The following is a 13,570-nucleotide window of genomic DNA, read 5'->3' as shown; positions in this document are numbered from 1 at the left end:
CCGCTATCGATAACAAACCTGGAGCCGTCAATGTTCCGAATTTCCACGCTGGCGCGCGCCGCGCTGGTCGCCTGTCTGTTGCCTGCGCTGCCGTTGGCGCATGCCCAGTCCTTCCCCGTGAAACCGATCACGCTCGTCGTGCCGCACTCCGCGGGCGGCACGTCGGACATCCTGGCGCGCACCGTTGCCGCCGAGGCCGCGAAGGCGCTGGGCCAGACCATCGTCATCGACAACAAGGGCGGCGCCAACGGCACCATCGCCGCCAAGCAGGTGGCGACTTCCGCGCCGGACGGCTACACGCTGCTGCTGGCCACCGCCAGCACGCATGGCATCAATCCTTCCTTGTATTCGCGCATTTCCTACGACGCGGTAAAGGACTTCACGCCCGTGACCTTGCTGGCCACGGTGCCGAATGTACTGGTGGTGGGCAAGCAGGTGCAGGCCGCCAACGTGCGGGAGCTGGTCGCGTACATCAGGTCGCAGGGCGACAAGACCAACATGGGCTCGGCCGGCGCGGGTACCCCCGGCCACCTGGCGGGCGAGATGTTCAAGAGCGCAGCCAAGCTCCAGTTCACGCACATCCCCTACAAGGGGGGAAGTCCGGCCATTACGGACCTGATCGGCGGCCAGATCGACTTCATGTTCACGACCATCCCCGGCGTGCTGCCGCACGTCAAGGCCGGTACGCTGCGCGCGCTGGCAGTCACCTCGCCGCAGCGTTCGCCCGCCATGCCGGACACGCCCACCATGGCGGAGGCGGGCCTGCCGGGCTTTCAGGCGGTGTCCTGGCACGGCATCGTTGCGCCGGCCGGCACGCCGGACGCCGTGGTCACCACGCTGAACCAGGCTTTGAGCAGCGCGCTGGCGGCGCCGGCCGTCAAGCAGCGCTTGATGGAAGAAGGCGCCCAGGCGTCCAGCCTGAACACGGCGGCGTTCGGCGCCTTTATACAGAGCGAGATCGCGGCCTGGGCGAAGGCGGTCAAGGATTCTGGCGCGACGGCGAACTGAGCAAAAGCCAAGCGGCCCCTCGGGGCCGCTATGTATCGAGGTTTCCGGCCGGTCGTCGCGCCTAGCCGCCCGCCAGCAGCTTGCCCAGTGTCGCCATGCCTTGCTCCATGTCCGGGTTCCAGGGATGTCCGCAGTTAAGCCGCAGGAAGTTGCCGAAGGCGCCGGATGCCGAAAACAACGGACCCGGCGCGATGCTGATGCCGTGTCCGAGCGCGGCGCGGTGGACCTTGAGGGTATCGATGTGCGCGGGTAATTCCACCCACACAAAGTAGCCGCCCATCGGCCGCGTGGCGCGGGTCCCCTTGGGAAAGTAGCGGGCGATGGCTTGCAGCAGTTCCCCTTGCTGCTGGGCCAGCGCCTGACGGAACTGCCGCAGGTGGCGGTCGAAGCCGCCCTTTTCCAGATACGCGGCGATGGCGGCCTGAGTGGGAGCCGCGGTTGCCAGGCTGGTGGTGAGCTTGTTCCGCATGATGCGTCGCGTGTAGCGGCCGGCGGCTACCCAGCCCACGCGGTAGCCCGGGGCCAGGGTCTTGGAAAACGACGAACAGTGCATCACGATGCCGTCGCGGTCAAAGGCCTTGGCCGGCCTGGGGCGGTTTTCTCCGAAGTACAGCTCGCCGTAGACGTCGTCCTCGATCAGGGCGACATCATGGCTGGCCAACAGGCGGACCAGCGCTTCCTTCTTGTCGTCTGGCATGAGGCTGCCCAGCGGGTTCTGGAAGGTGGTCATGAGCCAGCAGGCGCGCGGCCGATGGCGCAGGATGGCTTGCTCCAGCGCCTGCAGGTCTATGCCTTCGCGCGGATGCGTGGCGACTTCGATCGCATGCAGGTGGTTGCGTTCCAGCGATTGCAGCGCCGCGTAGAACGTGGGGGATTCCACGATCACTGCGTCGCCGGGATTCGTGACCGCCGCCAGGCTCAGGTTCAGCGCGTCCAGCGCGCCGTTGGTGATAATGATGTCGTCCACGGGCACGGACATGCCATCGGCCAGGTAGCGCAGCGCGATGGCGCGGCGCAGGGCGGCGTCGCCCGGGCTCAGGTCATCGATGGAACCCCAGGGGTCCAGGCGCTGGACGGTCGCCGCCATGAACTTCGCCAGCCGCCCGTATGGCAGCAGCGAGGGGCTGGGAAAGGCCGAACCGAAAGGCTGCATGTCGCGCCGCAGCGTCGCGTTGAGCACCTGCAGCACGTTGTCGCTGACGTCCACAGGATGGCGGCCGGCGCTGGCGCTGGACAGGCCGTCCAGTTCAGGCAGGGTGGCATGCGGCGCGCGCAGCACGTAGTAGCCGGAGCGGTCGCGCGCGCGGATCAGGCCGCGCGCTTCCAGCAGATAGTAGGCCTTGAACACCGTCGAGGGGCTGACCCCTCGGCTGGCGCTGGTCTGCCGCACCGAGGGCAGGCGGTCGCCCGCCTGCAGCAGGCCCGACCGGATCGAGGCGGTGATTTCTTCTGTCAGCCGTTCATAGCGCTTCATGGGTGGGTCCGTTTGCGTGGGTCGTATTCAGGTGGACATGCCGATGGATCTCATCACCAGGCGCAGCGCATAAGCCGCAACACCCAGCGCTGCGACGCTGCATGCCCAGATCATCGCCAGCCAGAGCAGGCGGCTGCGCCACGAGGGCAAGGAGGGTTGGGAGCCGTTCATCAGTGGAACTCCTCGCCGAGACGCACCTTGCCCCGGAACACGTAGTACGACCAGGCGGTGTACATGAGAATAATCGGAATGATCGCCAGCGCTCCCACCAGCGCGAAGCCCAGGCTTTGCGGCGGCGCGGACGCCGTCCAGATCGACACGTCAGGCGGGATGATGGCGGGCCAGATGCTGATGCCCAGGCCGCTGTAACCCAGGAACAGCAGCGCCAGGGACAGCACGAAGGGGCCGGCGTTGGGCGCGCCCTTGACGCGGCGGATGAGATCGAAGCCGGCCACGGCGACCAGCAGCGGCACAGGCAGGAACCAGAACATATTGGGCAGGCTGAACCAGCGTTGCGCGATCTGCGGCTGGGCCAAGGGCGTCCAGACGCTGAGCGCCGCGATCACGGCCAGCAGGGCCAGCGTGAGCGGCCGCGCGATGTCGCACATGTGGCGATGCAGGCGACCTTCGGTCTTCATGATGAGCCAGGTGCAGCCGAGCAACGCATAGGCCACCACGAGCCCCGCGCCGGTGAAGAGCGAAAAGGGGCTGATCCAGTCCCAGGCGCCGCCTTGGTAAACGCGGTCCGCCACGGGGATGCCTTCGATGTAGGCGCCTAGCGTCACGCCCTGGAAGAAGGTCGCGCAGACCGAACCGGCCACGAAGGCGCGGTCCCACAGCGGACGGTGATGCTCGTCCGCCTTGAAGCGGAATTCGAACGCCACGCCGCGGAAGATCAGGCCCAGCAGCATGAACACCAGTGGCAGGTGCAGCGCGCTCAGGATCACCGAGTAGGCCAGCGGAAAGGCCGCCATCAGGCCGGCGCCACCCAGCACGAGCCAGGTCTCGTTGCCATCCCACACGGGCGCCACGGTGTTGACCATCACGTCGCGCTCTTCGCGGTCGGAAATCAGCGGAAAGAGGATGCCGATACCCAGATCGAAGCCATCCATGATTACGTACATCATCACGCCGAACAGGATGATGACGGCCCATACCAATGCTAGGTCGATGCCCATGGCCTCAGACTCCCGTGTGCTTGCGTTGCGCGGGCTCGATGCCCGCCAGGGTGGAGGCGGCCGACAGCGGCCGCGACGGCTGGCGCGGTTCGCCGGGGCCGCCGGACAGCGGCGCATGGCCTGGCGCGGGGCTGGGGCCCATGCGGATCAGGCGCAGCATGTAGGACACGCCCGCGCCGAACACCAGCAGGTACACCACCACGAATAGCGCGAGCGTCAGCGTCAGTTCGCCCAGGCCATGCGGCGTGGCCGCGTCGGCAGTGCGCATGACGCCATACACCACCCAGGGCTGGCGGCCGATCTCCGTGACATACCAGCCGGCAAGGATGGCGATCAGTCCGGAGGGGCCCATCCATAGCGCACAGCGGTGCAGCCAGCGCGATTCGTACAGCCGGCCGCGCCAGCGCGACCACGCAGCCCATACGGCCAGGGCGATCATCAGCATGCCCAGGCCGGCCATCACCCGGAACGACCAGAAAACGGCCGTGGCGTTGGGCCGGTCTTCCGGCGGGTAAGACTTCAGGCCGGGGAACTGGCCGTCCCAGCTGTGCGTCAGGATCAGGCTGCCCAGGCGCGGGATGTTGACTGCGTACCGCGTTTCTTCGCGCTCCATGTCGGGAATGCCGAACAGTGTCAGCGGCACGCCGGCACCGGGCTCGTTTTCCCAATGGCCCTCGATGGCCGCGATCTTGGCGGGCTGATGCTTCAGCGTGTTCAAACCATGGAAATCGCCCACCACGGCTTGCAGCGGCGCCACCAGCAGCAGCATGCCCATGGCCATCGCAAACATCTTCTTGACGGCGGGGCTGCGGTCGCCGCGCAGCATGTGCCAGGCCCCCGAGGCCCCCACCATCAGCGCGGTGGCCAGGAAGGCGGCGATGCCCATGTGGGCCAGCCGGTAGGGGAACGAAGGGTTGAAGATGACGGCCAGCCAGTCCGTGGGAACCACGCGGCCGTCCAGGATTTCATAGCCGGCTGGCGTCTGCATCCAGCTGTTGGAGGCCAGGATCCAGGTGGCCGACACCAGGGTGCCCAGCGCCACCATCACGGTCGAGAAGAAATGCAGGCCTGGCCCCACGCGCGACCAGCCGAACAGCATCACGCCGAGAAAGCCGGCTTCCAAAAAGAAGGCCGTCAGCACTTCATAGGCCAGCAAGGGCCCGGTCACGCTGCCGGCGAAATCGGAGAAGAAGCTCCAGTTGGTGCCGAACTGATACGCCATTACCAGGCCGGACACTACGCCCATGCCGAAGTTGACGGCGAAGATCTTGGTCCAGAAATGATAGAGGTCGCGGTAGACGGTGTTGCGGGTGCGCAGCCACAGGCCCTCCAGCACAGCGAGGTAGCTGGCGAGGCCGATCGTAATGGCGGGGAAGATGATGTGAAACGAGATGGTAAAGCCGAACTGTATTCGGGCAAGCAATAGCGCGTCGCTATCCATGGCGGTATTCCTGACTTCTGCGCCAGCGCGCCTCAACCGCCACAAGACGGCGTGCGCTGACGGGTGTTTGAGCTACACCACGAAGTTAGAACCGCGGCCGTTATCAGTACAGATTCAGAAGCAGATGAAAAAAGCGGATCAGTTTTGGCGCATCTTTGTGCCTGCACCCATTTTTCATAGGGAAGTGATCTGTGCTGCAGATGTTTTAGCGACTGCAAAGTTACAAAAAAAGCAGCACAGAAACGGTAGGTGCGTCCCCTGATCCGCTCGTTTGGAAGCGCCTGCCGCCAGGTGCCTGTTGCGCGCTCACGAGGCGCAGGCGCGCGCCGCTTCGTCGATCAGGCCGGCGACTTCGCCCGCGCGGCTGGCGCGGGCGGAGCCGGGCGCTGCACGCGCTGGCCCAGCCACACGCTGGCGACCACGATCGCCATGCCGGCGATCTGCGCGGCGCTCAAGTGCTGGCCCAGCAGGCCCCAACCCAGCAACACCGCTGTGATGGGACTGAGAAAACCCAGCGAAGACACCACGGCGGGTTCCAGCCTTGCCACGCCCCGGAACCAGAGCACGTAGGTCAGCGCCGCCCCGATCAGGCCCAGGTAGGCGATGCCGGTTACGTTGAGCACGGTCAGCGGCGGCAGGGCGGGCTCGGCGGCGAGCGCCAGCGGCACCAGCAGGATGCCGCCCGCCGTCAGCTGCCACGAAGTGAAAGTGAGCGCGGACACCGGCGGCTGCCAGCGCCGGCTGAGCACCGTGCCCAGGGCCATCGAGGCCGCGCTGGTCAGCCCGGCCGCGATGCCCGCGGGGTCCAGCGCGGCCTTGGGCGTGAGCACCAGCAACGCCACGCCGCCCAGGCCGCCCAACGCGGCCAGCACCGACAAGCCGCGCACCGGCGTGCCCAACAGGCTGCGCGCCAGCAGAATCACCACCAGGGGCTGGATCGCGCCCAGCGTCGCGGCCACCCCGCCCGGCAGGCGGTAGGCGGCCACGAACAGCAGCGCCCAGAAGACGGAGAAGTTCAGGGCGCCGAGAATGAAGGCGCGCAGCCACCAGATGCCCCGCGGCAGTTGGCGCACCGCCAGCAACAGCAGCAGGCCGGCGGGCAGGGCGCGCAGCATGGCGACCGTCAGCGGATAGTCCTGCGGCAGCATCAGGGTGGTGACGACATAAGTGCTGCCCCAGATGGCGGGGGCCACGGCAGTCAATAGCAGATCGGGACCGCGGTTCATGGTCAGACGCTCCGGAAGAACCGGGCAAAGTTCAGATAGCGACAGACTAATTGAATCAATGTGGCGCGATAATATCCAATCGGATGGCAACATCATTCACTATGGGTAAATAATCCGTGGATCATCTGACGGCGTTGAAGGTATTCCGGCAAGTGGTGGAGCGTGGCGGCTTTGCGGCCGCATCGCGGCAGATGGGTTTGTCGCCCGCCGCGGTCAGTAAGAACATTGCCGAACTGGAGGCCCACCTGGCGGCGCGGCTGCTCAACCGCACCACTCGCCGCATGAGCCTCACGGAGGCCGGCGCCCGCTACTACGAGCAGGTGGCGCGCATCCTGGACGACTTGAGCGAAGCCGAGCAATCGCTGGGACCCTTGCAACACGAGCCTTCCGGCACCTTGCGGGTCAGCGCGCCCATGTCATTAAGCCTGGTGCGGCTGTCCAACGCCATGCCGCGCTTCCTGCAACGCTATCCGCAGGTGTCGCTGGACCTGAACCTGGAGGATCGCCGCATCGACATCGTCAAGGAGGGCTACGACCTTGCCATACGCGGCACTGACCGCTTGGAGGATTCTAGCCTGGTGGCGCGCAAGCTGATGACGTTGGATCACGTGCTTTGCGGCGCGCCTGCCTACTTCGAGCGCCACGGCGTGCCGGCCTCGCCGCTGGCGCTGCGCGACATGGAATGCGTGCAGTTCACGCTGTCCGGCCACGCGGACGAATGGACCTTCAAGCGCGGAGAGCAGGCCGAGCGCGTGCCCGTGCGGGGGCGCTACAAGGTCAGCTCCAGCCTGGCGGTGCGCGACGCGCTGCGGGCGGGTTTTGGCGTCAGCCTGGTGCCGCGCGTGTATGTGCAGCAGGACCTCGACAGCGGGGCCCTGCAAGCGGTGCTGCGGGACTGGAAACCGGACGAAACCTACGTGTACGCGGTGTATCCGTCGCGCCGCCACATGGTCGCCAAGGTGCGCGCCTTTGTGGATTTCCTGCTGGAAGAACTGGGCGCGCCGCGGGAGTGAGCCCGCGGCGGCCAGATGCCGCATCAATACATGTGCTGGCCGCCGTTCATGGCGACATTGCTGCCCGTCATGAAACCGGCGGCGTCGCTGCAAATGAAGGCGACCAGCGCGCCGATCTCTTCCGGGCGGCCCAGGCGGCCCAGCGGGATCTGGGGCAGTATTTTCTCGTTCAGCACATCCTCGGGCACCGCTTCCACCATGCGGGTCGCGAGGTAACCCGGCGACACAGTGTTTACCGTGACCCCCTTCCTGGCCAGTTCCAGCGCCAGGGATTTGGTGAAACCGTGGATGCCGGCCTTGGACGCCGCGTAGTTGGTCTGGCCGAACGCGCCCTTGCTACCGTTGACGGATGATATGTTGACGATGCGGCCCCAGCCTCGATCAGCCATGGCGCCGCACAGCGGCTGCGTCATGTTGAACATGGAATCCAGGTTGCTGCGCAGCACGTCCGTCCAGTTGTCGTAGCTCATCTTGCGCAGGCTGGCGTCGCGGGTGACGCCAGCGTTGTTGACCAGGATGTCGATCTGGTGGCCGTCTTCCTCCAGCCGCCGGGCCAACGCCTGGCAGGAGTCGTAGTCGGCTACGTCCACCCGGTACATGGCGTAGCGACGCCCTTGGGCTGCTTCGGAATCCACCCAATCACGCGCGGCGGTCTCGTTGGAGTGATAGGTGATGATCACGTCGTGGCCGGCCTGATGCAGCGCCTGGGCAATGGCCTGGCCCAGGCAACCGGCGCCGCCCGTGACTAGGGCCTTGCGTTCAGCCGTCATGGTGGGCTCCTGGCTGGCTGGCTTCGCGCATGGCCGAGCAAGCCGAAGCCATCTGGTTCGACAGGGTCTTCCAGATCTGGGCCATAGGCGTGGCGTCCATGCCCATGTCGCCGCCCGTGGCCTGCTTGAACCAGCCCCGCATGGCCTCGCTCATGCCGGCGGCAAGGGTGGCTTGTTCTTCGAGCAGCGCGTGCGTGATGGCCTGGCTGGCTTCAAGCTGGGACTGCCATTGCTTGCGCGTCATTTCGCCCAGCGCGGGGGCAATCTCCTGCCAGTTTCCGGATTGCTGCAATGGCGCGAGCGTGGAGAGGTATTGCTCGGCGCTGCCGCCGGCCAGGCGGCGGCCCAGTTCGATCCAGCGTTGCTGGCTTTCTTGCGCAAGCTGGGCCATGCGCTGGCAGTAGGCGGCGTTGGCGCTGGCGAGGCCCTGGGGCGTGGAGGCAGTGGTTTTCTTCATCATCCGTCCTTTTAAAAGAGTGGTAAGGGGTAACGAACACACAGGCCTCAAGCCATCTGGCTGAGGGTCTTGCGAAAGCGCGCCAGGGAAAACGCAAACAGGACCGAACCTATCAGCGCCAGCGCCAGGAAGGGTTGCCACACGACGCTGATGCCCGCGCCGCGGTAGAGAATCGCCTGGCCAAGTTCCACGAAGTGGGTGGTGGGGGCGGCCAGCATGATGTCCTGCACGAACTGAGGCATGCTTTCGCGCGGCGTGGTGCCGCCCGACAGCATTTGCAGGGGCAGCAGCACTAGTACCAGCAACATGCCGAACTGCGGCATGCTGCGCGCAAGCGTGGCCATGAATATGCCCATTGAAGTCGTCGCGAACAGGTGCAGCGCCGCTCCAACCAGGAAAAGCGCCACCGATCCTTCGATCGGCACTTGCAGCAAGCCGCGTACCACGAAAGTCAACGATAGCCCAGCAGACACCAAAACCACCAGCCCCATCGACCAGACCTTGGCAACCATGATTTCGGTGGGCGTCACGGGCATCACCAGCAGGTGTTCGATGGTGCCGTGTTCGCGTTCGCGGATCAGCGCCGCGCCCGTCAGGATGATGGACAGCATGGTGACGTTGTTGATGATCTCCATCAGCGCGCCGAACCAGGCCTGGGTCAAATTAGGGTTGAAGCGCATGCGCACGGCCAGCTCCACCGGCAGCTCGGTGGGCGCGCGATAGCGTTTGACGAACTCGTTGATCTCGTCGCTGATGATCTGCTGGATGTAGCTGCTGCCCGTGAAGGCCTGGCTCATGCGGGTTGCGTCCACGTTGAGCTGGATTTCCGCAGGCCTGCCGGCCAGCACGTCGCGCTGGAAGTTGGGCGGAATGTTCACCGAGAACGTGTAGCGTCCCGCATCCATGCCGGCATCCGCTTGTGCCGAGGTCGTCACCTCTGGCGCAGTGAAATGGGGTGGATAGAAGGCGGAGGTGATGCGCGCGGACAGGGGCGATACATCTTCGTCCACCACGGCGATGGGGGCGTTGTGCAGGGTTTCCGGCACGGCGGTGGCCGCCGTGTAGATCATCAGCGTGAACGACACGAGGATCAGGATCAGCATCATCGGGTCGCGCGCGAGGCTCCACAATTCCTTCACGCCCAGACGGTAGATATTGGCCAGGTGCCGCATCTCAGGTCTCCTGCTTCTTGAGCAGCAGCGCCGAGGCGCCCAGGATGACGGGTATGGCGATCAGCAGAGGCCAGAACGAGCTTTGCAGGTTGGAGAAGTCCAGGGCCTTGCTGAAGACGCCGCGGCTGATCGTCAGCATGTGCGTGGCCGGGTAGATCTGCCCGATCAGGCGGCCGGCGCCTTCCAGCGACGAGACCGGGTTGAGCAGGCCGGCAAACTGCACGGCGGGGACCAGCGTGCCTATCATGGTGAAGAACAGCGCCGCAATCTGGCTGCGAGTAAACGTGGAGGCCAGCAGGCCGATGGCGGTAGCCACCACGTTGTAGATCAGGGCGGCGGCCAGCAACGTCAGGAAGCTGCCGGTTATGGGAACGCCGAACAGCGTTACGGCCAGCAGGGCCATCAGCAGGAAATTCAGCATGGCCAGCGCGACGTAGGGCGCCTGCTTGCCCAGCAGGAACTCCAGCCGCGTCACGGGGGTGACATACAGGTTGATGATCGAGCCCAGCTCTTTCTCGCGCACGACCGCCAGCGCCGTCAGCATCGCCGGCATCATCAGCAGCAACAGCGGAATCACGGCGGGTACCATGGCGGGCAGGCTGCGCACGTCCGGGTTATAGCGGAAGCGAGTTTCGATACTGACGGGCAGGGTGGCGCCCGTGCCCAGGCGCTCGCGCGCCTGTTGCATCAGCCATCCCTGGTGCATGCCCAGCACGTAGCCGCGGATGGTCTCGGCGCGTTGCGGCATGGCGCCGTCGATCCAGACGCCGATCTGCGCGCCGTTGCCGCGCTCGGCATCGCGGGCAAAGCCCTGCGGTATTTCGATGGCCAAGGACAATTCCCCGCTGCGCATGCGCGCATCCATTTCCTCGTAGCTGGAAATCGGTGGGTGTTCGATGAAATAGCGCGAGCCCGCCAGGTTAAGGCTGTAGTTTTGGCTCAGGCCGGTCTGGTCGCGGTCCATGACCGCGTAGCGCAGGTCCTCGACGTCCATGCTGATGCCAAAGCCCATCACGAACATCAGCAGCAGAGATCCCGCCAGGGCCAGCGTGGCGCGAACTGGGTCGCGACGCAGCTCCAGCGATTCGCGCCACATATAGCTCAGCATGCGCTGCAGGCTGAAACCGCCGCGTTCTGGCGCTTCAGTGGGGGCGGACGCCAGGGCGGGAGCCGTGTCGGCTGCCGTGTCTTCCGGCTTGGTGCCCGCGCCGGCGTCGATCAGGTAGGCGATGAAGGCTTCCTCCAGCGTCTTCGCGCCGCGCATGCGGGTGATCTCATCCGGCGAAGCGCTGACCAGCACCTTGCCCGCATGCATCAGCGACATGCGGTCGCAGCGCTGGGCTTCGTTCATGAAATGCGTGGAGATGAAGATGGTGACCTGGTCCTGCCGCGCCAGTGCGATCAGCAGGCGCCAGAAATTGTCGCGGGCCACGGGGTCCACGCCCGAGGTCGGTTCGTCCAGGATCAGCAGTTCCGGCTTGTGCACCATGGCCACGGCCAGAGATAGTCGCTGGCGCACGCCCATGGGCAGGTTCTCGGGCAGGGTATCCAGCACTTCACCCAGGTCGAAGCGCTGCGTCATCTCGTCCACGCGCGCCGGGATATCGGACTCCGGAACGTGGAACAGGCGCGCATGCAGCACCAGGTTCTGTTTCACCGTCAATTCGCCATACAGCGAGAACGCCTGCGACATATAGCCCACGCGGCGGCGCGTATCGATGTTGCGCGGATCGACTTCGGCGCCGAAGAGCCACGCCTGTCCTTCGCTGGCGGGCAGCAGCCCGGTCAGCATTTTCATCGTAGTGGACTTGCCGCAGCCGTTGGATCCCAGGAAGCCGAATATCTCTCCTTTTCGGATGCGGAAGTTGACGTGGTCCACCGCAACGAAGTCACCGAAACGCATGGTCAAGTCGCGCGCTTCGATGGCGACCTCGGCGTCCTCGTCGATCGCCAGCGGCACGATTTCCACAGGCTTGTGGCCACGCCGCTTTTCCTCCGGCAACAGCGCAATGAAGGCGGCTTCCAGCGAATCCGCGCCGGTGCGTTGCTCCAGTTCGGCAGGTGTGCCCGTGGCCAGTACCCGGCCTTCGTCCATGGCGATCAGCCAATCGAAGCGTTGCGCCTCGTCCATGTAGGCGGTGGCAACGATCACGCTCATACCGCTGCGCTCCCGCCGGATCTCGTTGATCAGGTCCCAGAATTGCGCGCGCGCCAACGGATCCACGCCCGTGGTCGGCTCGTCCAGGATCAGCAGATCGGGGTCGTGGATCAGCGCGCAGCACAACCCCAGCTTCTGCTTCATGCCGCCGGACAGCTTGCCAGCGGGACGCGATAGGAAGGCGGACATGCCGGTGCTGCGGGTCAGGCTGTCGATGCGACGGCGGCGTTCGGCTTCGTCGTGGCCGAACAGGCGGCCGAAGAACTGCAGGTTTTCCTCAACCGAGAGGGTGGGATACAGGTTCTTGCCCAGGCCCTGGGGCATGTAGGCGATGCGTGGGCAGACGGCGTCGCGGTGGCGGCGGCTGGCCATGTCGCCGTCCAGCACGTTCACCTTGCCTTCCTGCACCGCGCGCGACCCCGCGATCAGGGCCAGCAGGCTGGACTTGCCCACGCCATCCGGGCCGATCAGCCCGACCATGCGGCCGGCGGGTACGTCCAGCGTGATGCCATTCAGCGCCACGGTCTTGCCATAGCGCAGGCTGACGCCGGACAGCGTCACCACGGGCGCGGTGTCCGGGGAGGCCATCAGGGCACCTTGACTTCAAGGCTGGCGGGCCATTGCGCATCGGGATCGAGCTTCAGCCAGGCGACGCCGGGCAGCCCTGTCTTGACCTGCTTCAAGTGACGTTGCAGCAGTTCGGGGCTGATCTGGGCCTTGACGCGGAACATCAGCTTCTGCCGTTCGCTGGCCGTTTCCACGGTCTTGGGCGTGAACTGCGCGGTGCTGGCCACGAACGACACCTTGGCGGGGATGACGTATTGGGGCGCGGCATCCAGGACGATGCGCACGTCCTGCCCCAGCGCCACGCGGCCTGCCGCCTGTTCGGGCAGGAAGAACGTCATGTAGACGTCGGACAGATCCACCATGTTCAGCACCTTGCCGCCAGCCCCCAGCACTTCGCCGGGTTGCGCCACGCGGTACTGCACCCGGCCGTCGCGCGGCGCGCGCAGTTCGCTGTCGGCGATGTCGGCTTCGATGCGGGCGATGGTGGCCAGCGCTGCAGTGACGGCGGATTGCGCGCCGACCTCGGCGGCACGGGCGGCGTCGATGGCAGCCTGCGCGGCGTTCACCTGCGCGCGGGCGGCCTGCACCGAGGCCTGGGCGCTGCGCACGCGGGCGCGGTCGTCGTCCAGCTCCTGGATGGACGAGGCGCCTTCCTTGGATAGTGTTTCCGAGCGTGCCAGGCGGCGGCGCGCGGCGTCCAGTTCGCTTTCGCGCTGGACCACGACGGCTTCGGCGGCCAGCTTATCGCTCTCGCGCTGCGCGACCTGCGCGCTGGCGCTGGCTGCGCCATTGACGGCTTGCTGGTGCTGGGCGCGGGCTTCCTCGCGCTGCGCCTGCAAGGTGTCGATCTGCATGCGTGCCAGCGGCTGGCCGGCGGCGACGAATTCGCCCTCGACCGCCAACACTTCCTGCACGCGTCCCGCCAGCTTGGCGGCCACGTCGATTTCGGTGGCTTCAATGCGGCCATTGCCGCTGACGAACCCTACGCCCGGGCCATTGTCGGACAGCAACCGCCAGCCGTAATAGCCGCCGGCGGCAACCGCCAGGGCGATCAGGACGGGGACCAGTTTTCGGGTGGGCAGGGACATCGGGAATCCTTGGTTCTT

The 13,570-nt window shown here is 65.9% G+C and carries 12 protein-coding genes; 2 read left to right on the top strand and 10 right to left on the bottom strand.

The window, feature by feature from the left end; translation table 11 throughout:
• Nucleotides 1-30 precede the first annotated feature (30 nt).
• Nucleotides 31-1,008 carry a tripartite tricarboxylate transporter substrate binding protein gene (locus VCS63_RS24665; protein ID WP_323881267.1) on the top strand — a complete coding sequence of 326 codons (978 nt, stop codon included), beginning with the start codon at nucleotides 31-33 and terminating at the stop codon, nucleotides 1,006-1,008.
• A gap of 61 nt (nucleotides 1,009-1,069) precedes the next feature.
• Here the strand turns inward: VCS63_RS24665 and VCS63_RS24660 are convergent, their stop codons facing one another.
• The 5 genes from VCS63_RS24660 to VCS63_RS24640 form a co-directional block, all read right to left on the bottom strand.
• Nucleotides 1,070-2,482, bottom strand: a complete 1,413-nt coding sequence (locus tag VCS63_RS24660) for a PLP-dependent aminotransferase family protein (RefSeq protein ID WP_063642881.1) — start codon at nucleotides 2,480-2,482, stop codon at nucleotides 1,070-1,072.
• A 27-nt stretch (nucleotides 2,483-2,509) separates the two neighbouring features.
• Nucleotides 2,510-2,653 (bottom strand): DUF2474 domain-containing protein, encoded by a 144-nt coding sequence (locus VCS63_RS24655; protein ID WP_076815610.1) that lies wholly within the window; start codon nucleotides 2,651-2,653, stop codon nucleotides 2,510-2,512.
• The gene (cydB, locus tag VCS63_RS24650; protein ID WP_063642880.1) at nucleotides 2,653-3,660 is read right to left on the bottom strand and encodes a cytochrome d ubiquinol oxidase subunit II; all 1,008 of its coding nucleotides are present in this window, start codon (nucleotides 3,658-3,660) and stop codon (nucleotides 2,653-2,655) included. Before cydB ends, VCS63_RS24655 begins: the two co-directional genes overlap by 1 nt.
• Nucleotides 3,661-3,664: 4 nt before the next feature.
• Entirely contained in the window at nucleotides 3,665-5,101 is a 1,437-nt protein-coding gene (locus VCS63_RS24645; protein WP_063960591.1) for a cytochrome ubiquinol oxidase subunit I, read from the bottom strand.
• Between the two features lie 338 nt (nucleotides 5,102-5,439).
• Nucleotides 5,440-6,327, bottom strand: coding sequence for an EamA family transporter (locus tag VCS63_RS24640; RefSeq protein ID WP_323881264.1), 888 nt, complete (start codon nucleotides 6,325-6,327; stop codon nucleotides 5,440-5,442).
• 116 nt (nucleotides 6,328-6,443) lie between these two features.
• Here VCS63_RS24640 and VCS63_RS24635 point away from each other — a divergent pair, with 116 nt between their 5' ends.
• Entirely contained in the window at nucleotides 6,444-7,340 is an 897-nt protein-coding gene (locus tag VCS63_RS24635; RefSeq protein ID WP_063642877.1) for a LysR family transcriptional regulator, read from the top strand.
• A gap of 23 nt (nucleotides 7,341-7,363) precedes the next feature.
• Here the strand turns inward: VCS63_RS24635 and phbB are convergent, their stop codons facing one another.
• Genes phbB through VCS63_RS24610 form a run of 5 tightly spaced genes read right to left on the bottom strand, consistent with a single transcriptional unit; the run spans nucleotide 7,364 to nucleotide 13,552 of the window.
• Nucleotides 7,364-8,110 carry an acetoacetyl-CoA reductase gene (gene phbB / locus VCS63_RS24630; RefSeq protein WP_112966339.1) on the bottom strand — a complete coding sequence of 249 codons (747 nt, stop codon included), beginning with the start codon at nucleotides 8,108-8,110 and terminating at the stop codon, nucleotides 7,364-7,366.
• Nucleotides 8,100-8,570: a hypothetical protein gene (locus VCS63_RS24625; RefSeq protein ID WP_165611754.1), complete on the bottom strand. Its 471-nt coding sequence runs from the start codon at nucleotides 8,568-8,570 to the stop codon at nucleotides 8,100-8,102. Before VCS63_RS24625 ends, phbB begins: the two co-directional genes overlap by 11 nt.
• Before the next feature lie 44 nt (nucleotides 8,571-8,614).
• Complete coding sequence (locus VCS63_RS24620) at nucleotides 8,615-9,739, bottom strand: ABC transporter permease (RefSeq protein WP_063642876.1); 1,125 nt, start codon at nucleotides 9,737-9,739, stop codon at nucleotides 8,615-8,617.
• Between the two features lies 1 nt (nucleotide 9,740).
• On the bottom strand, nucleotides 9,741-12,485 hold the full coding sequence (rbbA, locus tag VCS63_RS24615) for a ribosome-associated ATPase/putative transporter RbbA (protein WP_323881262.1): 2,745 nt from the start codon (nucleotides 12,483-12,485) through the stop codon (nucleotides 9,741-9,743).
• Entirely contained in the window at nucleotides 12,485-13,552 is a 1,068-nt protein-coding gene (locus VCS63_RS24610; protein WP_323881260.1) for an HlyD family secretion protein, read from the bottom strand. Before VCS63_RS24610 ends, rbbA begins: the two co-directional genes overlap by 1 nt.
• Between the last annotated feature and the right edge of the window lie 18 nt (nucleotides 13,553-13,570).

The sequence above is a fragment of the Achromobacter sp. D10 genome (genome assembly GCF_035282245.1).
GTDB lineage: Bacteria > Pseudomonadota > Gammaproteobacteria > Burkholderiales > Burkholderiaceae_B > Achromobacter > Achromobacter insolitus.
This window is presented reverse-complemented; position numbering and strand designations above follow the sequence as displayed.